Source organism: Pedobacter sp. (assembly GCF_041645105.1).
In the GTDB taxonomy this organism is placed as follows: domain Bacteria; phylum Bacteroidota; class Bacteroidia; order Sphingobacteriales; family Sphingobacteriaceae; genus Pedobacter.
In genome coordinates, this window is record NZ_JBAZQQ010000011.1 from 97,931 (window position 1) to 123,011 (window position 25,081).

25 protein-coding genes, 1 tRNA gene and 1 pseudogene are annotated in these 25,081 nt (G+C 37.1%); 16 read left to right on the forward strand and 11 right to left on the reverse strand.

The features are described 5' to 3' along the window. Positions 1-83 precede the first annotated feature (83 nt). Positions 84-488 carry a response regulator gene (locus tag WC623_RS23655; protein ID WP_372855836.1) on the forward strand — a complete coding sequence of 135 codons (405 nt, stop codon included), beginning with the start codon at positions 84-86 and terminating at the stop codon, positions 486-488. Here WC623_RS23655 and WC623_RS23660 read toward each other — a convergent pair. After that, positions 485-1,249 (reverse strand): MBL fold metallo-hydrolase, encoded by a 765-nt coding sequence (locus WC623_RS23660; RefSeq protein WP_372855838.1) that lies wholly within the window; start codon positions 1,247-1,249, stop codon positions 485-487. The two genes, WC623_RS23655 and WC623_RS23660, sit on opposite strands and share 4 nt — an antisense overlap. Positions 1,250-1,344: 95 nt before the next feature. On the opposite strand from WC623_RS23660, the gene recJ reads away from it, so the two are divergent. From recJ to WC623_RS23680, 4 genes are all read left to right on the forward strand, one after another. Then, positions 1,345-3,048 (forward strand): single-stranded-DNA-specific exonuclease RecJ, encoded by a 1,704-nt coding sequence (gene recJ, locus WC623_RS23665; RefSeq protein ID WP_372855840.1) that lies wholly within the window; start codon positions 1,345-1,347, stop codon positions 3,046-3,048. Between the two features lie 38 nt (positions 3,049-3,086). Continuing rightward, entirely contained in the window at positions 3,087-3,821 is a 735-nt protein-coding gene (gene lptB / locus WC623_RS23670) for an LPS export ABC transporter ATP-binding protein (protein WP_372855842.1), read from the forward strand. Positions 3,822-3,842: 21 nt separating this feature from the next. Continuing rightward, entirely contained in the window at positions 3,843-5,351 is a 1,509-nt protein-coding gene (locus WC623_RS23675; protein ID WP_372855844.1) for a GH3 auxin-responsive promoter family protein, read from the forward strand. 78 nt (positions 5,352-5,429) lie between these two features. Beyond that, positions 5,430-5,858, forward strand: coding sequence for a CBS domain-containing protein (locus WC623_RS23680; protein WP_372855846.1), 429 nt, complete (start codon positions 5,430-5,432; stop codon positions 5,856-5,858). Positions 5,859-5,961: 103 nt separating this feature from the next. On the opposite strand, the gene WC623_RS23685 is transcribed toward WC623_RS23680, so the two are convergent. From WC623_RS23685 to WC623_RS23695, 3 genes are all read right to left on the reverse strand, one after another. After that, positions 5,962-8,004, reverse strand: coding sequence for a M13 family metallopeptidase (locus tag WC623_RS23685; protein ID WP_372855848.1), 2,043 nt, complete (start codon positions 8,002-8,004; stop codon positions 5,962-5,964). A 37-nt stretch (positions 8,005-8,041) separates the two neighbouring features. Then, positions 8,042-8,503, reverse strand: coding sequence for a GyrI-like domain-containing protein (locus WC623_RS23690; protein WP_372855850.1), 462 nt, complete (start codon positions 8,501-8,503; stop codon positions 8,042-8,044). 81 nt (positions 8,504-8,584) lie between these two features. Then, positions 8,585-8,761: a hypothetical protein gene (locus WC623_RS23695; protein WP_372855852.1), complete on the reverse strand. Its 177-nt coding sequence runs from the start codon at positions 8,759-8,761 to the stop codon at positions 8,585-8,587. Between the two features lie 202 nt (positions 8,762-8,963). Here WC623_RS23695 and WC623_RS23700 point away from each other — a divergent pair, with 202 nt between their 5' ends. The 6 genes from WC623_RS23700 to WC623_RS23725 all read left to right on the forward strand — a co-directional run bounded on the left by WC623_RS23700 (position 8,964) and on the right by WC623_RS23725 (position 16,346). After that, the gene (locus WC623_RS23700) at positions 8,964-10,076 is read left to right on the forward strand and encodes a metallophosphoesterase (protein ID WP_372855854.1); all 1,113 of its coding nucleotides are present in this window, start codon (positions 8,964-8,966) and stop codon (positions 10,074-10,076) included. 69 nt (positions 10,077-10,145) lie between these two features. Further along, complete coding sequence (locus tag WC623_RS23705; RefSeq protein WP_372855856.1) at positions 10,146-10,754, forward strand: RNA polymerase sigma factor; 609 nt, start codon at positions 10,146-10,148, stop codon at positions 10,752-10,754. Between the two features lie 68 nt (positions 10,755-10,822). Then, the gene (locus tag WC623_RS23710) at positions 10,823-11,812 is read left to right on the forward strand and encodes a FecR family protein (RefSeq protein WP_372855858.1); all 990 of its coding nucleotides are present in this window, start codon (positions 10,823-10,825) and stop codon (positions 11,810-11,812) included. Between the two features lie 184 nt (positions 11,813-11,996). Next, positions 11,997-14,642: a carboxypeptidase-like regulatory domain-containing protein gene (locus tag WC623_RS23715; RefSeq protein WP_372855860.1), complete on the forward strand. Its 2,646-nt coding sequence runs from the start codon at positions 11,997-11,999 to the stop codon at positions 14,640-14,642. A 4-nt stretch (positions 14,643-14,646) separates the two neighbouring features. Next, the gene (locus WC623_RS23720) at positions 14,647-15,444 is read left to right on the forward strand and encodes a DUF4249 family protein (protein WP_372855862.1); all 798 of its coding nucleotides are present in this window, start codon (positions 14,647-14,649) and stop codon (positions 15,442-15,444) included. A gap of 11 nt (positions 15,445-15,455) precedes the next feature. Further along, the gene (locus tag WC623_RS23725; RefSeq protein WP_372855864.1) at positions 15,456-16,346 is read left to right on the forward strand and encodes a sterol desaturase family protein; all 891 of its coding nucleotides are present in this window, start codon (positions 15,456-15,458) and stop codon (positions 16,344-16,346) included. Between the two features lies 1 nt (position 16,347). Here the strand turns inward: WC623_RS23725 and WC623_RS23730 are convergent, their stop codons facing one another. From WC623_RS23730 to WC623_RS23755, 6 genes are all read right to left on the reverse strand, one after another. Then, positions 16,348-16,629 (reverse strand): GNAT family N-acetyltransferase, encoded by a 282-nt coding sequence (locus WC623_RS23730; protein WP_372855866.1) that lies wholly within the window; start codon positions 16,627-16,629, stop codon positions 16,348-16,350. A gap of 6 nt (positions 16,630-16,635) precedes the next feature. Beyond that, on the reverse strand, positions 16,636-17,535 hold the full coding sequence (locus tag WC623_RS23735) for a pirin family protein (RefSeq protein ID WP_372855868.1): 900 nt from the start codon (positions 17,533-17,535) through the stop codon (positions 16,636-16,638). A gap of 42 nt (positions 17,536-17,577) precedes the next feature. Further along, positions 17,578-18,912, reverse strand: a complete 1,335-nt coding sequence (locus WC623_RS23740) for a hypothetical protein (RefSeq protein WP_372855870.1) — start codon at positions 18,910-18,912, stop codon at positions 17,578-17,580. Then, on the reverse strand, positions 18,890-20,833 hold the full coding sequence (locus tag WC623_RS23745) for a hypothetical protein (RefSeq protein ID WP_372855872.1): 1,944 nt from the start codon (positions 20,831-20,833) through the stop codon (positions 18,890-18,892). Before WC623_RS23745 ends, WC623_RS23740 begins: the two co-directional genes overlap by 23 nt. A 102-nt stretch (positions 20,834-20,935) precedes the next feature. After that, positions 20,936-21,610, reverse strand: a complete 675-nt coding sequence (locus tag WC623_RS23750; RefSeq protein WP_372855874.1) for a hypothetical protein — start codon at positions 21,608-21,610, stop codon at positions 20,936-20,938. Between the two features lie 157 nt (positions 21,611-21,767). After that, positions 21,768-21,905 (reverse strand): hypothetical protein, encoded by a 138-nt coding sequence (locus WC623_RS23755; protein WP_372855889.1) that lies wholly within the window; start codon positions 21,903-21,905, stop codon positions 21,768-21,770. Positions 21,906-22,017: 112 nt separating this feature from the next. Between WC623_RS23755 and WC623_RS23760 the strand changes: the two genes are divergently transcribed. Both WC623_RS23760 and WC623_RS23765 read left to right on the forward strand, forming a co-directional pair. Further along, positions 22,018-22,341: a lycopene cyclase domain-containing protein gene (locus tag WC623_RS23760; RefSeq protein ID WP_372855887.1), complete on the forward strand. Its 324-nt coding sequence runs from the start codon at positions 22,018-22,020 to the stop codon at positions 22,339-22,341. Beyond that, entirely contained in the window at positions 22,334-22,570 is a 237-nt protein-coding gene (locus WC623_RS23765; RefSeq protein WP_372855876.1) for a cytochrome b5 domain-containing protein, read from the forward strand. Before WC623_RS23760 ends, WC623_RS23765 begins: the two co-directional genes overlap by 8 nt. Positions 22,571-22,628: 58 nt before the next feature. Here WC623_RS23765 and WC623_RS23770 read toward each other — a convergent pair whose 3' ends face one another. Further along, complete coding sequence (locus WC623_RS23770; RefSeq protein ID WP_349786508.1) at positions 22,629-23,549, reverse strand: PfkB family carbohydrate kinase; 921 nt, start codon at positions 23,547-23,549, stop codon at positions 22,629-22,631. Positions 23,550-23,679: 130 nt separating this feature from the next. On the opposite strand from WC623_RS23770, the gene WC623_RS23775 reads away from it, so the two are divergent. The 3 genes and pseudogenes from WC623_RS23775 to WC623_RS23785 form a co-directional block, all read left to right on the forward strand. Continuing rightward, positions 23,680-23,756: transfer RNA gene (locus WC623_RS23775), tRNA-Asn, on the forward strand. A 286-nt stretch (positions 23,757-24,042) separates the two neighbouring features. Then, positions 24,043-24,585 carry a helix-turn-helix domain-containing protein gene (locus WC623_RS23780; RefSeq protein WP_372855879.1) on the forward strand — a complete coding sequence of 181 codons (543 nt, stop codon included), beginning with the start codon at positions 24,043-24,045 and terminating at the stop codon, positions 24,583-24,585. Then, positions 24,582-25,081 (forward strand): annotated as a pseudogene (locus WC623_RS23785) (IS3 family transposase); the annotation flags it as partial. The gene WC623_RS23780 and the pseudogene WC623_RS23785, both read left to right, overlap by 4 nt.

The window sequence follows — 25,081 nt, forward strand, 5'->3', positions numbered from 1 at the left end:
AAAGCTAACCATATAAACCTAATTTCCGACATATTTTATAACTTTATGTCCATACCCATTTTTGGATAGGGACCAAACAAATTATGATGGATAATATAATTAACCTTCTCGTTATTGATGACGATGATATTAACATCTTTATTATTAATAAAATCGTTGAAAAAACAGGCTATAATGTAAAAATGGTATCCAAAGCAAATGGCTTACTTGCTATTGACCATTTAAAAAACACAATAGATCAGAAAGACTTTCCAGATCTTATTTTAATAGATATTAATATGCCCATTTTAAATGGATGGGAATTTCTTGATGCTTATGAAGAGCTGCATATTTCAAAAAATATAGACATGTACATGCTTTCTTCATCTGTATATGAGAATGATATAGAAAAAGCAAAGACCTATTCAAAAGTTAAAGGCTTTATCTCTAAACCCTTATCTATAGAACGATTAATAGAACTCTTTAATGAACTTCAACTGGCAAATTAAGTGATTTGAAACTGACCGTCAGATAAACTCACATAACCTGTAGCTTTAGTTTTCGCATGATAAAATAAACAGTTCCAGTTCTCTGCTGCTGCTCTTTTACCAAATTCTTCCCTTAGCTCCATTGCTTTTCTTCCATCAAAATCATACTTAGCAATAAATTTGCGTAACAACTCCTCTGGTTCAGGCAAAACATCACCTCCAAAAAACACTTTATCTTTCCCGTCATCCAATAAATAAACCTGATGAAAAGGTGTATGTGCGCCGGTTAACTCATAACTAATTTCATCTGTTAACTGTCCAGAACCTTCAATAAATGTTAATTGTGCATTGCGTTGTAAAAACTCAAATATTTCAGTTTTGTAGGAAGATGAACTATTCGTAAAAGCACTCTCCCACTCTCCACGTTGAATTACATAATTGGCGTGAGGAAAGCTGAGTTCCATCTTTTCACCAACATGGTGAACCATACCGCCAGAATGATCAAAATGTAAATGTGACATCAGTACTAAATCTACGTCATCTGGTTCGAAACCTGCTTTTCTTATATTTTCATGTAAAATCAACTGTCCTTTATCATTACTATATCCCAATCCTGTATCAATCAGGACAAGTGAATTCTTCAACTTCAGCAGAAATGGTTGAATATGCACAAACAAAGATGCTGGACGGCTTTTAGGATCGTCCGTCTCCGGATTAAATGGGACAAACTTTTTGCTTATATCTACAGAATAAGAACCTTCGTATAAAGTGAAAACTTGCAATGTCGTAGTTATTAGTTAGAAGAAATTAAATGATATATTTACGAATCAATGCAAAGATATGGAACCTGCATGAAAAAATAGACAAACACATAACAATGAAGAAAAGATGGGTGCAGGCAAGTCGGGCAAATCCGGAAACAACAACTTTGCTTGCACAAAATTTAAATATAGACTACAGTTTAGCACAAATATTAGTTCAAAGAGGCGTTTCTACTTTTGACGAAGCTCGTGAATACTTCAGACCTCAAATGAGCAAACTACATGATCCTTTTCTTATGAAGGACATGCATAAGGCAATTGAACGTATTGATAAAGCTTTAAAAAGCAATGAAAAAATACTTATCTATGGCGATTATGATGTAGACGGAACGACCTCTGTAGCTTTAGCATTTAGCTTTTTCAGTCAATTTACCCAACAAATTGAATATTACATACCAGACCGACATAAAGAAGGATATGGAATTTCGACAACAGGAATTGATTATGCCAAAGCAAATGGTTTCAGCTTAATTATTGCATTGGATTGCGGTATAAAGTCTGTCGATAAAATTGCATATGCCAATGATCTGGCTATAGATTTTATCATTTGCGACCACCATTTACCCGGGGAGGAACTACCAGCAGCCGTGGCAGTGCTGGACCCAAAACGGGATGATTGTCCCTACCCCTTCAAAGAACTTGCGGGTTGTGGCATTGGATTTAAACTGGCCCAGGCCTATTGTCTATCCCATAATTTACCCGCAGAAAAATACGAAAGGTATATTGATCTTGTGATGGTAAGCATTGCCGCAGACATTGTTCCGGTAGAAGATGAAAACCGAATATTGGCATATCATGGACTAATAAAGCTGAATACTAATCCTTGTATGGGACTGAAAGCGCTTATAGAAGTCACTGGAAAAAGTAAAGATTATACCTTAACAGATGTAGTTTTTAACCTTGCACCACGCATTAATGCCGCAGGAAGAATGGATCATGCCAATCAGGCTGTCAAAATGTTATTATGCACCGAACGTGATCTGGCATTAGAGCAAAGTTTAATCATCAACATTCAGAATACAGACCGTAAAACCTCAGATCAGAGCATTACAGCTGAAGCACTTGCTCTAATTGGCGAATGCAATATTCTGATGAATAAAAAAACGACAGTGGTGTACCATGAAGATTGGAACAAAGGTGTAATTGGTATTGTTGCATCCAGACTTACAGAAACGTACTATCGGCCTACTATAGTCTTCACCAAATCAAACGGTCTATTAACTGGCTCAGCCCGTTCTGTTGCAGGTTTTGACCTTTACGAAGCCTTGCTAGCCTGCAATGACCTCCTTGTACAATTCGGAGGTCATAAGTTTGCTGCCGGTTTAACCATGAAACCCGAAAACATTAATCAGTTCACAGATCGATTTGAGGAACAAGTAAGAGCTACAATTACAGACGATCTGCTTACTCCTGAAATCAGGATTGACAATGAAATTAATCTTTCGCAAATAGACGGGAAATTTCAACGGATTATTGCCCAAATGGCACCTTTCGGCCCACATAACCCCGCTCCTGTTTTTGTTAGTAATGATGTAACTTTTGTAGGACAGCCTTTTGTTGTGGGGACAAAACATTTAAAATTATCTGTAAAGCAACAAAATTCCCCTATTTTTGACTGCATCGGATTTGGAATGGCAGAAGAGTATGCTCTACTGTTACAGCCAAACAAACCTTTTTCTATTTGTTATACCATTGAAGAAAATGTGTGGAAAGAACAAAAAAGGTTGCAGTTAAACATTAAAGGAATTAAACTAGATTGAGCAAATCAATAATCGTAATTCGTAAATCATAATTATAAATGATATTAAGAGCTGAACATCTGATAAAAAAATATAAACAACGTACTGTTGTTAATGACGTTTCGTTTAATGTCAGTCAGGGAGAAATTGTGGGTCTGCTGGGACCAAACGGAGCCGGAAAAACAACTTCCTTCTACATGATTGTGGGATTAATAAAACCCAATGAAGGCACTATCTTTTTAGATGAACAAGATATTACCAAGGATCCTATGTATAGAAGGGCACAAAAAGGAATCGGATATCTGGCACAAGAAGCATCCGTTTTCAGGAAACTTTCAGTTGAAGACAATATCATGGCCATATTGGAAATGACCAAAATGAGTAAGGAAGAACGCCATGAACAATTGGAAGAGCTAATCACCGAATTCAGTTTACATAAAGTACGTAAAAATCGTGGAGATTTGCTTTCTGGTGGAGAGAGAAGGAGAACCGAGATTGCAAGAGCACTTGCAGCAAGTCCTAATTTCATTTTACTTGACGAGCCATTTGCAGGAGTTGACCCAATTGCAGTCGAAGAAATCCAAACGATTGTGGCTAAGCTGAAACAAAAAAATATAGGTATATTGATTACCGATCATAATGTTCAGGAAACCCTATCTATTACAGACAGAGCTTATCTTCTTTTTGAAGGAAAGATACTCGAATCAGGCACACCTGAAGTACTTGCTGCAAACGAAATGGTTAGAAGATTATATCTCGGCTCAAACTTCGTACTTCGCAAGAAAAACTTATAATCCTTATTCAAAATATAACGCATGGCAATTGTAAATTCAATTTTCACCTGGTATATGAAAAAGCGAGTTCATCAGATCGAGCTTTTTATGAAATATCCTCATGATGTACAAGAAGAGTGGTTTCATAAACTTATATCCAGTGCTGAGGATACAGAATGGGGATTAAAATATGATTATCAATCTATCCTCAGTCCACAGCAATTTAAAGAAAGAGTACCAATACAAAACTACGATACACTAAAGCCTTATATTGAGCGCATGCTTAAAGGCGAACAAAATATCCTTTGGCCATCAGAAATCAAATGGTTTGCTAAATCATCAGGTACTACGAGCGACAGGAGCAAATTCATTCCGGTCTCTGCAGAATCATTACAGGAATGCCACTTTAAAGGTGGAAAGGATATGCTTTCTATCTTTTGTAACAATCGGCCAGACAACCAAATCCTAACCGGAAAAGGCCTGGTATTAGGAGGGAGTCACCAGATCAATCAGCTGAATGAAGATTCATTTTATGGTGATTTATCGGCTGTGCTGATTAAAAATCTTCCAATGTGGGCTGAGTACTACCGGACGCCCAATATCTCTATTGCCCTGATGGACAATTATGAAGATAAAATGGAAAAGATGGCTGAAGCAACCATCAAAGAAAATGTGACCAATATTGCAGGAGTTCCGACCTGGACTATCGTACTGGCAAAAAAAGTATTGGAAATGACTGGCAAAAAACATTTGCTGGAAGTCTGGCCAAACCTGGAACTTTATATCCATGGTGCAGTTAATTTTAAACCGTACAGAGAGCAGTTTAAAGAATTAATTCCATGTAAAGACATGTATTATCTCGAAACATACAATGCATCAGAAGGCTTTTTTGGTATACAAGACGAGGTAAACTCAGACGAAATGCTATTGATGCTGGATTATGGTATTTACTATGAATTTCTGCCTCTGGAAAATGTTGCGGATGAACATGCCCGCACCCTATCTCTTGATGAAGTAGAACTAAATAAGAACTATGCCATTATAATTTCTACCAATGGGGGTTTATGGCGATATATGATTGGAGATACAGTACAATTTACTAACCTTTCTCCTTATCGTATAAGAATCACCGGACGCACTAAGCATTTCATCAATGCTTTTGGTGAAGAAGTCATTATAGATAATGCAGAGCAGGCTATTTGCAAAGCATGTTTAGAAACCAATGCCGTTTTTAAAGACTATACCGCCTGTCCTATATATTTCAAGGGTGAAGAAGTAGGAGGCCATGAATGGATCATTGAATTTGACCAGAAGCCAAATGATTTTGAGAAATTCGTAGACGTTCTTGACACGACACTAAGAGAGGTCAATTCAGATTATGATGCGAAACGTTTTAAAGACCTTGCATTACGAAGACCAAAGGTCCACATTGCACCTTCAAACACATTTTACAACTGGTTAAAATCAAAAGGTAAACTGGGAGGACAACATAAAGTCCCTCGATTGGCGAATGACCGTACTTACGTAGAAGAGATTCTGGCTATAATTTAACAACTCGATTAATTTTTTTTACTTATTGTAAGTTTGCGTTTTTTTCATTAGCTTTAATAAGCTAAAAACGAATCTCTTATGAAGACTGTAAAACAATTACTCAGCACCAAATCTGTTCAACTTCATTCGGTAACACAGCAAACTTCTGTATTAGACGCATTGAAAGTTATGATGGAGAAAAACATTAGCGCTCTTCTAATCCTTGACGGACTTGAATTAAAAGGGATTTTTACGGAAAGAGATTATGCACGAAAGATTGTGTTACATGGGAAATCATCTGCTGATACGGCTATTCATGAGGTCATGACTTCCAATCCGATCACAGTATTACCCTCAGACAGCATTGATTATTGCATGGGAATTATGACTAATAAACACATCAGACATTTGCCTGTAATGGAAAACAATCAGTTGTTAGCCATGGTCTCTATCGGTGATATGGTTAAATTTATCATAGAAGATCAGCAGCAAACTATAACTCAATTGGAAACTTATATTAACAGCTAAATATAAATCGAGCAACTTTACACGAACATCCGTTTGAAAATACTGTCTATAAAAAATGCCCCAAAATTCAAATTCCGGGGCATTTTTTATGCGTTAAACAACCTTACCAAATCTTAACTCTTTTCTCAGGAGCAAGATATAAGGAGTCCGTTGCTTTTACATTAAATGCAGTATAAAACTCAGGAATATTCCTTACAACACCATTTACTCTAAATTGAGCAGGAGAATGAGGATCAGTTGCAACCTGGTTTCTTAAAGCTTCGTCAGTAGATTTACTTAGCCAAGCCTGTCCCCAACCAATAAACACTCTTTGCTCTCCTGTAAAGCCATCCATAACCGGAGCAGGCTTACCATTCAAACTTGCATTATAAGCCTTCAATGCGATCGTTAAGCCCCCAAGATCACCAATATTCTCACCTAAAGTAAAGTCGCCGTTCACATTCAGGTCTGGGAATACCTTAAAGCCACTGTATTGAGCAATAAGTGCACCCGTCCTTTTTTTGAACTCTTCATTGTCTTTTTTAGTCCACCAGTTACGCATTACACCATCACCATCAAAAGTACTACCCTGATCATCAAAACCATGCCCTACCTCATGACCAATTACCGCACCAATACCACCATAATTTACCGCATCATCGGCTTTCATGTCAAAAAATGGGGGCTGTAAAATAGCCGCAGGGAATACAATTTCATTCATGGTAGGATTATAGTAAGCATTAACCGTTTGAGGTGTCATGCCCCATTCCGATCTGTCTACAGGCTTACCTAATTTATTAATGGTTCTATTGTATTCAAATTCTGCAGACCGCACATTATTACCATAAAGGTCATTTTTTGCTACTTTTAATGCACTATAATCTCTCCATTTATCAGGGTAACCAATTTTAGGAGTAAACTTACTGATTTTAACCAGAGCCTCTTTTTTAGTCTCCGGACTCATCCAATCCAACTCTTTAATACTAGTTTCATAAGCTTTTAGTAAATTCCCTACAAGCTTTAACATACGCTCTTTTGCTTCAGGTGAAAAATGTTTGTCTACATACAATTTACCTACTATCTCGCCTAAATTACCATTCACTACATCAACAGCTCTGCGCCACTGTGGTTTTTGTTCTTTTATACCGTTTAAAACTTTACCATAGAACTCAAAATTCTCTTTATCCAATTCAGAATTTAAAGAAGATGCAGCATCAGTGATCACACTCCATTTCAAATAATTCTTCCAGGTATCAATTGGGGTATTTTTCAATATTGAACTCAGATCTTTTGTATAAGCTACCTGAGTAACCACCACACTATCCTGGTTTTTTATTCCTGCATCATGCAGCAAAGTATTCCAATCAAAACCAGATAACAATTTACTTAGATCTTTAACTGCATATTTGTTGTACAAACCTGCTATATTTCTTGTTTCCTCTTTTTTCATTTGTTTAGAGGCCAGCAAAGTTTCTAGCGCCATAATCTGTGCTGCTTTAACCTTTGCATCAGAAATTTTTGCCAGGTTCAGCATATTTTCAATATGTTTAACATACTTTTCGCGAATCTCTTTTGATTTCGCATCCGTTAACGAATAAAAATCTCTATCTGGCAAACCTAAACCACCTTGCCAGGTGTACAGCATATATTTTTTTGGATCTTTAAAATCTTCAATTACTCCCAAATTAAAAGGAATTTTACTGCCAATTTTATTGGCATAAGCAAAATAACTTGCTAAATCCTGATTTGAAGATAATGCGTCGATCTTTTTAAACTCAGCATCTAAAGGAGTTAAGCCTACAGCATCTCTGGTTTTCATATCCATATACGAAGCGTAGTAATCTCCAATCTTTTGTTCATCAGAACCATCCTTAGCTTCAGCTTTAGCCGCATTTTCTATCAACGCTTTTACATCTTCCTGAGCCTGATCATTGATCATATCCATGACACCGTAACGCGCTTTATCTGAAGGGACCTTAGTATTTTTCATCCAGGTACCATTAACAAACTCTGTGAAGTTATTGCCTGGGACAACAGTAGTATCCATGTTTTTAAGGATAATCCCCGACTGAAGATCCTGTTTGACTTCAGAATTGCTACATGCTGTCAGAAATAATGCTGTTCCGGCAAACATTAACAAACTAGTTGATTTACTCAATTTTACCATAAGTTTAAAAGTTAGTATTTTCAAACTTAGTAAAAAGTTATGGTCTTACAGCTAAAAAAATGTCGACTTCCGCAGCATTTTGGTCGCCTGCACGCTCACCATAAACCTCAAAATCAGCAGTGTATGCACGAGATATTTTAGAATTCCAGATTTCTGTCCATGCATCAAAAACAACCCCATCCGACAGTTTGCCCTTTGCAGTACATTTCAAATATGGTCCCTCTTGTATCATTATTCCTGTAAAACCTTCAGGTATATAATCAAGATTATCAACTTTATAACCTATTAATGTAGTATATGGCTGAGTGTAATCTCCTTCGTATTCAGTATAAATGCTATAAATATCATTACTTACGCGTTCTGGTAATTTTGCAGCAACATCTGTTGCCCAAAACCTTTCCCAAAGCGCAGGAATGTCTACCGAAGCTTTTCCTTCAGCATTGCTGGTTCTAACTTTAATCCCTATAACAGGGAAAGATCTAAATGTTTGATTTTCCATCTTTATGAATATATAATTTGCCCCTTCATCAGGTTTTCTGAATAATAAGACAAAATTAAAAGCTGTACTGACAACCCTATGTCAGTGCGTAATGGTAGAATCCTTTTTTAAAGAATTATTTGTAGCAGAGTCCGACTTTAAAGTTACATCAGTAGCTGCAGCATTGCTTGCTGTCTCAGGAGCCCTCAACCGCACTTTAGTGTTATCACAAGCAGCCAAGTTTAATACCAGAGCTGCCATAAAGATGATGCGTTTCATAAAAAATATCAAAATTTGATTTCAAAATTAAATAATTAAATCAGTTAAATGTCACTATGTCAATCCTGTATATAACTTATTATCTTTAAATTACAAAAAAATTACAGTTGACTCTAAAACCGAAATAGTTAGCAATTATCAATTTCTTAACAATACCTTAATAACCAAGCTTTAACTTTATAGTAATCAGAAGCAAATGGTTATGATCAGTACAAAAGTTTTATACAGCGCTGTTTTAAAAACAGAAAAAATCGATGATGCTCATAAATTCCAGTCCATACCACAACCGTCTGGCAGTTATCCATATCGGCTAAACGTTGACCATATTCGAAATAATGAAAAACTTGTTTTCCATATGGTAGGAGACACAGGTGGAGTGCATAAGCCTGATTTACAACAGACTGTTGTAAATCAAATGACAACTCAACATCTAAATTCAACACCTGATGAACAGCCATCTTTTTTATACCACCTTGGTGATATCGTATATCATTATGGAGAAGCAGAACAATACGACAAACAATTTTTAACTCCTTTTGAACAATATCCAGGTCCTATCTATGCGATTGCCGGAAACCATGACAGTGACGTAAACCCACAGAGTGAAGAAGCTTATGAAAGCTTAGATGCTTTTTATACCACCTTTTGCAATATATGTCCAAAAACAATACATTTTGGCAACAACAAACAACGTAAAAGTCAAATTCAACCTCATGTTTACTGGACTATGGAAGCCCCATTAGCAACTATAATAGGCCTTTACACCAATGTACCTAAGTATGGTTGTATAAAAAAAGAGCAAAGAAGCTGGTTTATAAAAGAACTTCAGCATGCGGCTAAACTAAGTTCAGAAAAAGCGCTGATTGTTTGTTTACACCATGCGCCGTACTCGGCAGACTTTAATCATGGATCGAGCCTTAACATGATTGAGTTTCTGGAATCTGCTTTTGAAGAAGCTGGCGTAAAACCTGATATTGTTTTTAGTGGACATGTACACAATTACCAAAGATTTAATAAACAATACCCAGATGGAAAAACTGTCCCTTTTATAGTTGCAGGAGCTGGTGGTTTTGAAGAGCTACATACATTGGCAGACCCTACAGATCCAGAATATTATACAGAAAGCCCCCTACTTGATCAGGTAAATCTGGAAAACTATTGCGACAACAGGCATGGTTTTCTAAAAATCGCCATCGAAAAAAATCCCTTTAGTTTTATTATAAAAGGAGAATACTACACCGTTTCTAACAAAAATCCCGAAAACAAAAATCCCACTTTGTTTGACACCTTTAGTATAGATCTTACCGGTAGATAATCGGAAACATATTGTGCCTTATTTTTTTGTGTAAAAAAAAATATCTAACATTGGGTGCAATAGACTTCCATGCATACCGACCGATCAGATATTACTGAGGACAATGAACTGCTGACCAAACTCAGGATCGGCGATCAACTGGCATTTGCACAAATTTATAATCAGTACAGAAGTAAAATGTACGCTTACGCTTACAATCTTTGCAAATCGGCAGAGACTGCAGAAGAGATCGTTCAGGAAGTATTCATCAGGCTATGGCAAAAAAGAGAACAGATCAACACCGATTTAAACTTTAATGCATATATCAAAAAAATAACACTGAACCATGTACTGAACCACTTAAAAAAAGTGGCAAGAGAAAAAAGTCTGCAGGAAGAGGTTTTAGGCTATATCGAGGAGATCCGCAATACAACAGAAGACAATTTATTAGAAAAAGAACTGTTGAAAACCTACGACGAAGCTATCTCTCTCTTACCTCCTCAAAAGAAAATCATCTATCAGCTTAGCAGAAATGAAGAAATGACGCATGATCAAATTGCCGAGAAATTGAATATTTCAAAAAATACGGTAAAGAACCACATGGTAGAAGCCACAAAATTCATCCGTAGTTACGTAAATAAGCATGGTAGCATAGTATGCTTCATCATTGCGTCTTCAAATTATTTTCGTCCTCACTAGTCCCCTCTCCTTTTTCAGTTGTATTGTAATAAACGGGCAACGTTGCGCGTGATGCAAATTACAAAACAGTGCAAGAAAAAGAACTATTTAAATACCTGTATAACCAGTACCTGCATAATCGCTGCAATGCAGATGAACTTAAACAATTCTTTAATCTGCTAAACAAGCATCAGAATAAAGAAGAGATTATGGCCTTATTGTCCGAAACCTGGGATCAGACAGACGCGACTCCAGAAGAGGGATTAATACCACCATTTCTGCAGCCGGAGCCAAAACAAGTAAAACTAGATGCAGGCCATATTAAATACTATGGTTTAAAAAAATGGATTGGAGTAGCAGCTTTACTAATCGCACTTACAGGCCTGTATTTTTATCATGCAAATATCTCCAATCTGTTCAATCCTGTTACTAAATATGAACTTTCACATACATCTACAGAAAGGAAACAACTGGAACTTGCTGACGGCACACAAGTTTGGCTTAGTCCAAATAGTAAACTCAGCTATCCTGCAAAATTTGACGGCAATGAACGCCAGGTAACTCTTGATGGGGAAGCTTTTTTTGAAGTAGCACATGATGCGAAACATCCATTTATCATTAAGAGTGGCGATTTAAATACGACTGTTCTCGGCACTAGTTTTAATGTTACCGCATACACCAACCAACACACTATAAATGTAACCTTGGTTACTGGTAAAGTAGCCGTTGCCTTAAATGGCAAAAACGACACCAAACGTGATACAATTACTGCGAATCAGCGTCTGATCATTGACAAGAAAGCTTTGAGTATCTCCAAGGTAAACTATCCGGATGCCGCAGCTTTCCTTAATAAACGGTTAGGTTTATATGATTACAAGGGAACTGCGCTTCAGGAAGTAATTAAAGATCTGGAAAACCAATACAATATTCAAATCGATCTTGATACTGATTTGAATACAAAAACCTTTTATGGAAGCTTGGACATGACTAATTTACTAAATGACACTTTAAATAAACTATGTACTGTAATGGAAACTAAATGGGAGAAAGATGGAGGAAAGTATGTTATCATAAAATAAATGCCTGGCAATGTAAGAACACAACCAGGCAAATATCCAATTAATTAAATGCCCAAGCCTTGAGAACTATAGGGCAATTCAATCAATATCCAATTATAAAGTTATGAATCCTGTACAAATTTCCTGCTTTAAGACAGGAATTATTTAATACAGGCCTGGTAGCCTTAACACACAAAACAATTATATGAAACTTAATGGATCGGTCAGATTCCTGACCTTTATTGCCATCATACTACTGTTACTTATTATCGTGCAAACCCAAACACATGCACAGGAGCAACTCGACAAAAAAATTACCATAAGCCTGAATAATGAAGTACTAAAAACTGCCTTAGATAAAATCAGCAACACCAGTGGTATTAAATTCACATACAACGAACAAATAGCTGTGAGTAAAATAAAAATTAGTGTTAATGCGAATGACAAGCCTATTTCTACTATTTTGAGTACAGCATTTGCTGGACATCCACTTCAGTTCAGTGCCTTAGGAAAAGAAATATTTATACGCTTTAATTCCCCAAAAGAAAAAAAGCAGGAAGCCGGTCCGGCGGCCAATCCGGAAAAAAGCCAAGAAAAACATACTTTAAGTGGTACTATTAAATCGGCCAGCACTGGCGAAACATTAATAGCTGCAACTATTCGTGCTCTGGACACTAAGTATGCTACACAAAGTAACGAATATGGTTTTTACTCGCTCACGCTTCCTCAAGGAAAGTACACTATTACTGTAAATGCGATAGGTTCTAAAAGTTATATCACAACTATTAACCTGCAAAAAAACACCAGCTTAAATGTGGCTATAGAAGATGATTTAAACGAATTGGAAACTGTAACGATTACTACAAATGCAGCAAAAAGGAATATAGACAACCCTCAGATGGGAATGGAACGTCTGAGCATCAAGGAGACTAAAAATGTACCTGTATTGCTTGGTGAACGTGATGTAATAAAAACCTTACAGCTTTTACCAGGAGTAAAAACTTCCGGAGAAGGAAGCGGAGGATTCTTTGTGCGTGGAGGTAGTGCTGATCAAAACATCATTCTCCTGGATGAAGCGCCTGTTTACAATGCATCGCATCTACTTGGCTTTTTCTCTACCTTTAACTCAGATGCCATCAAAAATGTAACCCTTTATAAAAGTGGTATGCCTGCACAATATGGGGGCGGACTATCTTCTGTTCTTGATGTAAAGATGAACGATGGCAATAATCAAAAATATGGAGTTAGTGGTGGCGTAGGTTTAATCGCTGCCAGAATCAACGTAGAAGGACCAATTCAAAAAGAGAAATCATCCTTTCTGATTTCGGCCAGAAGAACCTATGCAGATATGTTTCTAAAGCTATCCAGTGACTCTGCATCCAGAGACGCCAAACTTTATTTCTATGATGTCAATTTAAAAGCCAATTACATCCTGGGTGATAAAGACCGGTTATTCGTATCTGGTTACTTTGGTAAGGATGTTTTAGGTTCCGACAATCTGATAGGAATCAATTGGGGCAATGCCGCTACGACATTAAGATGGAATCACGTGTTCAACAATAAATTATTCTCCAACACTTCACTTATTTTCAGCAACTATAACTATAAAATTCAATCCACAAATGATGAGAGCTCGTTGACCTTATTCTCGCAGATCAGAGATTGGAATTTTAAGGAGGATTTACAATGGTATGCGAATGAAAAGAATACCCTGAGCTTCGGGTTAAATTCTATTTACCATACCATAAAACCTGGTGAAGTACAGGCCACTGGCAACTCAGGATTAATTTCTCAAAATCTTCAGAATCGATATTCATTAGAAAATGCCATTTATGCCAGCAATACCTGGAAAGCCAGTAACGCACTTAGCTTTACTTATGGGTTGAGACTTTCAGCATTCAACATCCTTGGAAAAGGCGATTACTATACTTTAGATGACGCGGGTAATGTAACAGCAACTACCAGTTACAAAAAAGGAGAGCTTGTAAAAACTTATGTGAATTTAGAACCAAGGATAGCAGCTGCATTACAATTAAATGAATCGACGGCAATCAAGGCTTCATACGTTAGAAATGCGCAAAACCTGCACCTGATATCCAACTCTAACGCTTCCTCGCCCACAGACAGATGGGTCGCGAGCACCAATATCATCAAACCTGAATTAAGTGATCAGGTGTCGTTGGGTTACTACAAAAACCTGGGGAATGACAATTATGAACTAACAGTTGAGACTTATTACAAAACGCTTCAAAATCAAATCGATTATAGAAATGGAGCAGATATTTATACCAATAAGCCTATAGAAACTCAATTGCTATACGGAAAAGGAAGAGCATATGGAGCTGAATTCTTATTGAAAAAGAAGAATGGCAAGCTAACTGGCTGGATTGCTTACACCATCTCCAAATCAGAAAGACAGATTGATGGTATCAATGACAATAACTGGTATAATGCGAGGCAAGACAGAACTCATGATGTGTCTGTGGTGAGCATGTATCAACTTAACAAAAAATGGTCCTTATCTGCAAACTGGGTTTTTGCTACCGGAAATGCGGTCACCTTTCCTATTGGAAAGTACAAGCTACTGGGACATAGCTACTTTAATTTTTCAGATCGTAATGCTGACAGGATGCCTAGCTATCATCGCCTTGATCTGGGAGCTACAAAACTACTGAAACAGACAAAAAAATTCTCTTCAGAACTTAATTTCAGTTTATACAATGCCTATGGAAGAGAGAATGCATATCGCATAACCTTTAGAGATAAAGAAACAGACCCTAACAGAACGGAAACCATAAGAACAACCTTGTTCAGATTTGTTCCGTCAATTTCATATAATTTTAAATTCTAGTCCTATGAAAATAATACTTCGTTTTATACTTTTACTCATCATATCAATTCAATGGTCATGCGAAAAGGCTATAGACCTTAAGCTCAAAAACAACGTACTTAAATACGTAATAGAGGGCACCATAACCAATGAAGCGGGTTCTTGTAAGATATACATTAGTGAAACCAAAGATTTCGGAGATGACAATCAATTTAACGGGATTAGTGGTGCTATTGTAAAAATTGAAAACAAAGGGAATACTATTGTGTTAACAGAAACAGAGAAAGGCATCTATGAATCAGCAGCAGTAATCGGCATACCCGGTGAAACGTACAACTTAACAGTGAACATTAAAGACCTTGTGTTTAAAGCGAGCAGCACCATGCCTCAACTCGTCCCTTTTTTAGATTTCACACTTAAGCCTACTGATTTTGACACAAAAGAAGTAAAACCAATGATCAAGTTTAAAGACCCGGGAGAAACCAGAAACTTCTATTGGTTCCAACAGTATGTTAACGATAAACTACAGAAAAAATACCGCGTAATTAATGATGATTTCTTTACGGGACAAGAAGTTAACGACTTCCTGGAATTTTCAAACGAGACGGACAACAAGGCTTTGAACTTTAAAAGAGGTGATAAACTCACCGCGGAAATGCATTGTGTAGATGCGGGTGTATACACCTACCTGTTCAGCTTATTTAATGCCAATGGATCTGATACTGGTGCTGCTCCAAGCAACCCGGTGAGTAACATCAGCGGAGACGTTCTTGGCTTCTTTAGTGCACATACCGTACAACGAAAAACAGTAACTATACCTTAATAAAAAATAAGATGATTGAATTTGATAAAAGTATAACCGTCGTTACTTTATTCGGCTTTGTCATTTTACTCAGTCTGGTTGAGATGTATTTCAGTTACGCCCACGATAGTAAACACTATCAGGGGCGTGACACTTTAACCAACATGTATCTTATGACGGCAGCCTTTATGGTTAATGTAACAACCAAAGCTGGTACTTTTATGTTGCTCGAATACGTTTACAGGTACCACAGACTATTTCAAATCACCAACATTTACCTCTACTGGCTTGTATTGATTCTGATGCAGGACTTTTTATATTGGGTGTTGCACTACACCGGACACTATGTACGGTTCTTTTGGGCCATGCATGTTACACACCATTCCTCAGCATATTTTAACCTTAGCACTGGCTTCCGATCTACCGTTTTCGAGCCTCTTTACAGAGTGTTCTTTTATCTTCCACTTGCCTTAATGGGCTTTAGCGCCTTTGATATTCTGTTTGCTTATCTCATTACTCAAATTTACGGCAACCTCGTACATACGCAAACGATTGGCAAACTTCATCCAATATTTGAATACATCTTTGTAACCCCGTCCCACCACCGTGTTCATCACGCAAGCAACTTACGATATCTAGACAAGAATATGGGCATGGTACTTATCCTATGGGACCGTATGTTTGGCACCTTCCAAAAAGAAATTGATGAAGAGAAAATTATTTACGGACTAACCAAACAGCCAGAAGACACCGGGGCTGTAAATATTATCTTTCATGAATTTAAAGCTTTATTAGCTGATGTTAAAAGAGCCCCAAAACTAACTGACAAGATTAAGTATTTCCTTTATCCCCCGGGCTGGAGTCATGATGGCAGTACCCAAACTGCCCGTGTCATGCAACGTCAGCTATTAAAGTCAGAATAAGTTAAAACACTACATCCTGTAGCTCTGGGTTTTTATCAAATACACTTTTGGCATATGGGCAAAGCGGCATAATTTTTATTTTATTTTCCCGGGCGTATTTCACAGCCTCTAGTACCAGCTGTTTGCCAATGCCTTTTCCTGAATAGGCTTCGTTAACCTCTGTATGATCAATGATGATCTTTCCCGGGCCTGCCCAGACATAAGTCATCACTCCTGCTTCGTCGTAACCTTCAATAGCTTTAAAAAAGCCATTCTTTTCAGTATTATGCTGTTCAATCTCCATATCTGCTTAAGGCTTATGCGGGTTTGTATATTTACTTTGCGTGGGTAAGGGAACAAAGTCTGTCTCGCCCGGTACGGGTTTAAACGTTTGTTCAAGCCACATTGTTTTGGCTTCTTCAATTCTTTCCGTTGTGGATGCAACAAAATTCCAGTAAATTATACGTCCTTCCTCAAACGGTTCTCCTCCAAAAATATAAATGGTAGAATTTTCCTGCATATCAAATTCACAAAGTTTACTGTCTTTGGCCACTAACAACTGCTTGGGACCAAATGTATTGCCTTCACTCTCTACTGCACCTTCCAGAATGTACAAAGCACTTTCACCAAACAGATCTTTACCAATTTTAATTGTTTGCCGGGAAGTTGTCTTAAGCTCAAGAAAATAAAGCGGACTGTAAACCGGCACTTCAGATTTCCTGCCAAAAGCCTCTCCTGCAATCAATTTAAAATTCACCCCTTGTTCTGTCCACTCCGGCAACCCCTTCCCTTCCACATGAAAGAACTCTGGTTCCATCTCTTCCAGATGTTTAGGTAAAGCCACCCATATCTGCAGGCCATGCATCAGTTTATCCGAATTACGAAGATATCCAGGAGTTCGTTCAGAATGTACGATTCCCTTTCCGGCTGTCATCCAATTTACCTGGCCTGGTTTTATCTCTATTTCTGTACCCAGACTATCCCGGTGCATGATGCTCCCTTCAAACAGATAGGTAAGTGTAGATAAGCCAATATGTGGATGTGGGGGTACATCCATATTTTCAGTATCACTCATACATACCGGTCCCATATGATCTATAAAGGCGAAAGGGCCTACCATACGTTTCTCACGGAAAGGTAACAAACGACCTACCATAAAACTACCTATACTTGCGGGCCGTTCTTCAATAATCAGATTGATGTTTGACATAAAAGTTATCTTAGACTCTAATATAGCACAAAGGCAGGAATTTTACTGCAATTGCATAAACGCATTAATGTCTTTTCTTTTAAAATGAAGATCTAATTCGAAATGATTTTTTTGTGATGTTTCGGGATTAGCTTTTACAATAAGCCTGCTCCACAAGCTGATATATTTTTCAAACACTGGAAATTGCCCTTGTGCTTTCAGCTTTTCAAAATCAACATCCAGGTAAAAAAAATAAGGTGAATCTTTTCTTAAATCAGACTTCATTCTATTTTGCTCCGTACTTAGCATCAACCCATCGCCATTATTTTCTACGTAAAGCTGATACAGGGGAAATAGTTCTTTATTTACCTTATCCTTAGCAATTACATTTGCCCTGCTTAGATAATTATTCAGTCCGACGGCATTACCTGCGATAACGCTATTTATTCCCGGCACTTTTACAGTACGCGGTGTAAGCGTTTCTTCCTTTTCAAAATTATCATTGTATTCATAGGTAACTACAGTATCTGTCTGACTTACCAGATTTCCCATTTCCAGATCAACATAGCCATCATAATACTTCAACAAGCTATCCGGAGCCAGATTATAACTTTTAAGCTTAACTGTGGCATAGCTTTTATTAAAAGGCGCTGCACTAAACCACATTTTAACAATTGCATTTTTATCAAAAACACGGTGGTTGAAAACCTTATCTTTTACTACAAAATGCTCCGTACTAAAGTCTCCCTCCAGATGTAATTGCCCGTTTTTAAAATCACCTGTTCCCACAAAATCGTTAAGAACGTAGGCTAAATGTGATTTTAATGCTTTAAGTTTTGTTAGTCTATGATCGTCAGCAGACAACAGATTTTGCTTTTTAAGCAGGTCTATCAGAACATCATGTACATTTTCAGCATTTTGTGAATATCCGACAACAAAGTTATCAGCATTGAATGCAATGGTAAACCGACCGTTCGCATTACTGCCGGTTACATATTGCCCCTCATTTCTGAACGAGGTTATTCCCAGTTTCTGTTTTGCAAACAATTTTAATGACAGGGTATCTATAACTGACAAAGTACAAAAAAAGGTTTGAGCCGACTTAGATTTAACAGTATAAACAAAAATCTGCGAAGGTATTTTTAAACCACTTTCTATTGAGCTGATACTTTTTTTTCGATAATAGGACGGATTGCTGAGATAATCCATAGCGAGGCTACTGTAAAGCCGGTCAACATCAAGCTGAATTATAAACTCGGCATCTGCATGTATTGTATTCTTATAAGTGTTATATCTCCTTAGCGAAAGATAACTGTAAGCAATGAGCAGCAGCAGTAAAACAACTGCCGCTGTGATTGTTGCTATTCTTTTGAATTTATTTCTGTGCGTCTTCAACAATCGAGAAAAGATACTTTAAAGCATTCGGTTGATTAGCTGGGATATCCATACTCACTTGTCCGGATAACACATTTCCTTTAATTGGGTTCGATTTCAGATAAATATCACCTAACGCATTCAGTACACGGTTAGTCTTTTCCAGCTTTTCGGTGCCCCCTAATTCTTCAGAAGGAATTTTTCCTGCCAGCTTTTTGGCACTGAAATACGCGGCATAATTACTACTCATCAATGTTTTGCGATGTTTTGCGGAAACATGAGCGACATACCGGTTGGCTGCAATATTATCCATTTCCGATTTACTGGTACCAAAGAACATGATATTATCCTTAATGGTAAAATAAAGGGCCAAAGGACTTTTTGGTATACTCAGTTCATAATACCCAGCTCCTTTTTTTACAAGTTCCTTTTTTACGCCATAGGCAATCAGCTTATCAATCAGCCGGGTATCTTCAGAAGAGATCATGAGCAGGAAGTCTGGTAAAGTCTCTTTTTTAGTCTTCATTACTTCTTTACTCTCAAAATTATCCTCATTATATTCGTATGACTTGTAGCTTACTTCATTTTGTGAAAGGCCATTAAAGATGAACAATGCATCTCCCTTAACTACCTTTCCAATTGCAGCTTCATCCAGCAAGAGCGTAAACAGGTCAGCTGCCATACCTATTTCTTCGGCAAATATTGACCCATATATTTTTGACATTAGCTTCGGGTACTCTTCAAGATACGTCTTCGTGTCCAGAGCATATCCTAAATAGCCGATCATGTGGTCTTCGTTCACATACTTCAAAAACCGTTTGTTTAGTTTTCTTTTGTGCACTCTTTTTAAAACACTTGCGATTTCGTTACTGAAAGTCATACTGCTAGCCATACGTATAGTTTTATCTTCCAGGTAGAGCCTCGCATTGCCACTTCCATATCCATTAAAAAAGCTCAGCCCCTTCAAATAAGTACTGGGCATATAGGTATTAAAAAGCTTATCAACACCCGAAATCCAAATGGTGGCTTCAGCTTGAGCATCGATACTTTTTACAAAATCTTTATTATCCAGGATAGAACGGTTGTCTTTGTTTTCCATAAAGTCAGTCACCATCTTTTCGGTCCATTTCGCTATCAATGCATTTTTCTTACGGTCATCCTCCGAATAGACTGTGGTATGCCTGCCAGCAGTATCACCATAACCATCAGTTACAATCGCAACAGCTGAATCTGCCACCACCTCGGCATCAACGGGTACTACTATGGCTTCCTCTTTTACTTTTTCCTGTGCTACTTTTTTATAAGGTTTTTTCTTTTTTGCGCCATAACTTACGGATTTTGATTTTGACTCTTTTGCTTTCTTCACTGTTTTTCGTTCAACCTTAACGGGGGGCTCTGTTACCGCTTCAACAGCTGCTTCGATATTTTCGGTATACGTAGAATCGACAGATACTGCAGTGGCCGTATCAACTGCAATATCCAGGCTACGATCCATTAGATCTTTCAGCCCCAAACGTTCCCTGACATCAGGTTGGGAAAAATACTCTTTTTTACCGCTTGCCAGTACAAAAAAGAACATTTCACCGTTCCATTGTGCAACTTCGGTCGAGTCCGCATTGTAATACGACCTCATGTCTCCTTTTACATTAAATTTCTGGTTTGCATTTTTGTACAATGCATCTACTTGAGCAACATTTTTTACCGGGGCCAGAAAACAGTTATACGTAACACTATCATTGCTCTGGTTAAAATAGTAAAATGAAGAACCAAAGTTAAAACCTGCATCTTCAATTGCAGTAAGCGGATGATCAGATTTTCCAGCCTGTTTTGCTAACAGTTCTTTTCCAATAAACGAATTGTTAAATTCAGTCAACGACATCAGTTCCGTTAGATTTTTACCTTTGATTGTTGCTACGGCAAGCGCATTAGAGGGAATTTTCCGCATAAGATCCTGCGCGCTGGAGGTGGTAAATGTTAGACTGGCTAAAAATAATGCGGTTAAGCATCTGAAAAGAGAATTCATATAAAGATAAATTAAGTAGAAACGTTATTTTACTATTGCAATGCGATTAGATATATCGGTTTTCCCATTTATTAAACCCATAATACCCGTATTGAGCATTACTGCCTTTCTTGATTTTGATATTTTTGTCAGGGGATTAGTACTAAGTACAACTGGCTGTTCAAACCTATAGATACTTACATAAGCCGCATCTTTGAATATCTTTTTCACCTCAGGCTTTAACTTATTGTACTCGGTTACTGCCTCTCTGGTATGCTGATAACTGCGCTGAAAAACCCCGCTTTTAGGACTATAGGTATAAGACGAGTTACTAAGTCCTTTTATTTTTAATTTTTTGAGCACATTTTGGTTTACATGGTCAATGTTCGCAATATCTTTAAATGCGAATGATACACTTACAATAAAATTTTCAAAATCAACTTTCTTTTGAACATTGCTTATTCCGGGTGATTTTCTTAAATAAGCGACAACCTCATCCAGCTCTTTTTGAATGGTTTGTCTGGAGGGAACTTTATATCCTTGTATGCTATCCATTAGCATAACGGAGGCCACCTTTGTTTTACTCGCACTAAGATTTAAAGTAAGGTTAACAGTTCCGGAACCGGTTTTACTGAGATTAATCTCTTCTATGATCTGAAAACAGGAAGAAAAACAAAATAGAACAAATATGGAAAGCAGGTATTTATATTTTAAAAGCATTACTTTGACGTTTTTTATAGGTGTGCGGCAAAGATATCATTTTAGCAATACAATATAAATACCTGCTTTGCTGCTAGAATTTATAAGTATAATAGACTTTAACCATATCAAAATCATACTTTTGAGGCTGAATTTACTCCCTCTACATGAACAATAGTTATCCAAAAGCATTTTTACTATCAGTTGCTTTAACAGGAATTTTCTTTTTACTGGTTACATATTTATTCAGTGTACTAGGGGTTTCATCGCTTAGTGAGCCTGGATTATTCAACACTATTGCTTTGCAGTTTTTCATTCCAGGTATAGGTTTGTATTTATATGAATTTTTAAACAAAAAGTTTCCCAATAATAGTCTAGATAGTTTTAGTCTCTCTTTGAGTAATCTTGTTCTTGGAATTTGTGTTGCGATGCTTTTTTTTGGCTACCTTAAATTGTACACTTTAATCACATTTTTGATCCTTTTTGCATTATTGCTATATGTCGAATACAAAAACAAACTGCGGTTTATGTACAGATTCTATCGCACTTATGCAGCTTTACTTATTCCATTTTATTTATTATGCATTTTCATCAAAAAACAACCGCAACTGGTCTTCAATGAAAATGCAACATTAAAACTGAACCTTTTCTATTTACCTATTGAAGTATATTTCTTTTTTATGGGAATGCTTTTAGTGGCGATCTATCTGTTCGAGTTCTTTAAAAGCAAAAAGCCTGATACACATGGATAAGCTTCCTTTATATACGAAACAGCAGCTTGCCTTACGAAATGGACAAGATAAACCACAAATATGGGTAGCCTATAGAGGAATAATTTATGATGTTAGTGAAAGCAGATTGTGGCGAAATGGGAAACATTATGAACATTGGGCGGGACAAGACCTAACAGATGAATTACCTGATGCCCCACATACAGAAACCGTATTTGAGAAGTTTAAAGCTGTGGGTAAATTATCATGATAAAAAAAATGGCTATTCATTCGTTGAATAACCATTTTTATATAAAACTATTTTGCAATTATGCTTCGATAGTAAATGAACTTAAGTTTACAAATTCCTGTACACGAGCAGCAACTTCTGCTTCAGTAAGGTTCTTTATTTTCTCAGTTCCAAACTTTTCTACGCAGAACGATGCTAATGCCGAACCGAAGATAATTGCATTCTTCATATTGTTGAAGTTAACGGTTCCAACTTTAGCCATATAACCAATAAAGCCGCCTGCAAATGTATCCCCTGCTCCTGTTGGATCAAAAACTTCTGCTAATGGGAGTGCTGGTGCAGAAAATACTTTATCCTCATGGAACAATAAAGCCCCATGCTCACCTTTTTTGATGATCAGGTATTTTGGTCCCATTCCTAAAATTTTCTTGGCTGCTTTCACTAGAGAATATTCACCAGACAATTGACGAGCCTCTGCATCATTGATGGTTAAAACATCTACCATTTTAATGGTTTCCATTAAATCATCCATCATAATGTCCATCCAGAAGTTCATAGTATCCAATACAATCAGCTTAGGCCTGTTTTTAAGGCGATTAATGACAGTTTGCTGTACTATAGGGGTAAGATTACCTAACATTAAATATTCGCAGTCCTGATAGTTCTCTGGGATGATCGGGTCAAAATCAGCTAATACATTTAATTCAGTAGCTAATGTATCCCGACTGTTCATATCATTATGATATTTTCCAGACCAGAAGAAAGATTTCTCTCCTTCTTTTATCTGTAATCCTTCTGTATCAATGCCATGTTTAGTGAATGTATCTATATCTTCTTTATGGAAGTCATCTCCTACAACTCCTACTATTTTTACTTTATTATAGAAGTAAGAAGCAGCTAAACTTGCGTATGTTGCAGCCCCACCTACTATTTTATCCGTTTTCCCGAAGGGAGTTTCAATAGCATCGAAAGCTACAGTTCCTATGATTATCAGGCTCATATAAATTATTTAATTTTTTTTCACTGCAAATATTGCATAAATAAATTAAAACCCCTAATATTGCATTCCCAAAACGAACAAACGTTTATGTTCTTTAGAGATCAAAAAACGCCGTTTTGGCAACCAGCACTCCTTCTTAGCTCAGCTGGTTAGAGCATCTGACTGTTAATCAGAGGGTCGCTGGTTCGAGCCCAGCAGAGGGAGCCAAATACAAAGCCTTTCAGTGAAAACTGAGAGGCTTTTTTGGTTTTATGCAAAATCCATATTTTTTGGGGCAAGCGGAATCGTGGGATTGATCCTCAATCCCAAAGAAATCCTGTAAGAATCTTTTTTGAGCCATTTTTACATCGGCTAATTTCTAGATTATAATCTCAGCACAATTATCATTTTTAGAAAACAGAGATTGATGATATTTGACATTGAAATGTAACAGATATCGCACAGAAACTGCCCTACTGTCGATTCCTAAAAAAGCTATACACAAAAACAGTGTATGGAAATAACAGAAACAGAGTTTACAATTTCAGAGAGAAAGAGTAATCAGCAAAAATTTGATAAGCGCTTAATTCGTCATGTGCTTAGCCTAATAGAGCAAGGTGTGCCTCGTAGAGACATTATGAATGAATACGGGATGTCTACAGGCACCCTGATAAGGTGGATGCAGGGGCAAAATGTGGCTACAGTTAAATATGTTAGTTATACCCAGGCGGAAAAGCGTTCGGTAGTACGGGCGGTAGAAGAAGGGATGAGTATCAAACAAGCCCAAATAGCTTTTAATATTTATTCGGGTAGTGTAATTCGAAAATGGATTAGAACATTTAAAGAAGAAAATTCCGAAATTCACATTTCTAAACCTTTAGAAATGGCCCAGGAATCGAAAAATCAATCAGAGAACAAAGAACTCCAGGCTTTGCAAAAAGCTTTGATGGAGGCCAATTTAAAGATCAAAGCATTGGATACAATGATTGATATTGCAGAGGAACAGCTTAAAATAGATATCAGAAAAAAGTCTGGTGCCAAGCAGTCATCAAAATGAAACAGGACTTCCCAAAACTTGGGATTAAGTTGCTGTGCAGACTGTTTGGCAAAACAAGACATGCTTATTATGATCATCAGTGGAGAGTACAGGATGAAGGATTAAAAGACGAAATTGTCTTACAGCATGTACTTAAAGTTAGGGTAAATCAAAAGCGAATAGGAACACTTAAGCTACATTTCATACTGCAAAACACTTTGAGAGAACACCAAATAAAAATTGGCAGAGACTATCTCTTTAGTTTACTGCGTGAACATGGATTGCTTATACGGACAAGAAAAAGAAAAGCAATAACTACCAATTCCAGACATTGGATGCACAAATACCACAATCTGATCAAGAGCTTAATCATCAACCGTCCTGAACAGATATGGGTGAGTGACATTACTTATATCCAACTAAAAAATCAATGGGGGTACCTGAGTCTAATCACAGATGCCTATTCTAAAAAGATAATGGGCTGGGCATTTAGAAAAGATCTTTCTACCCAGGGATG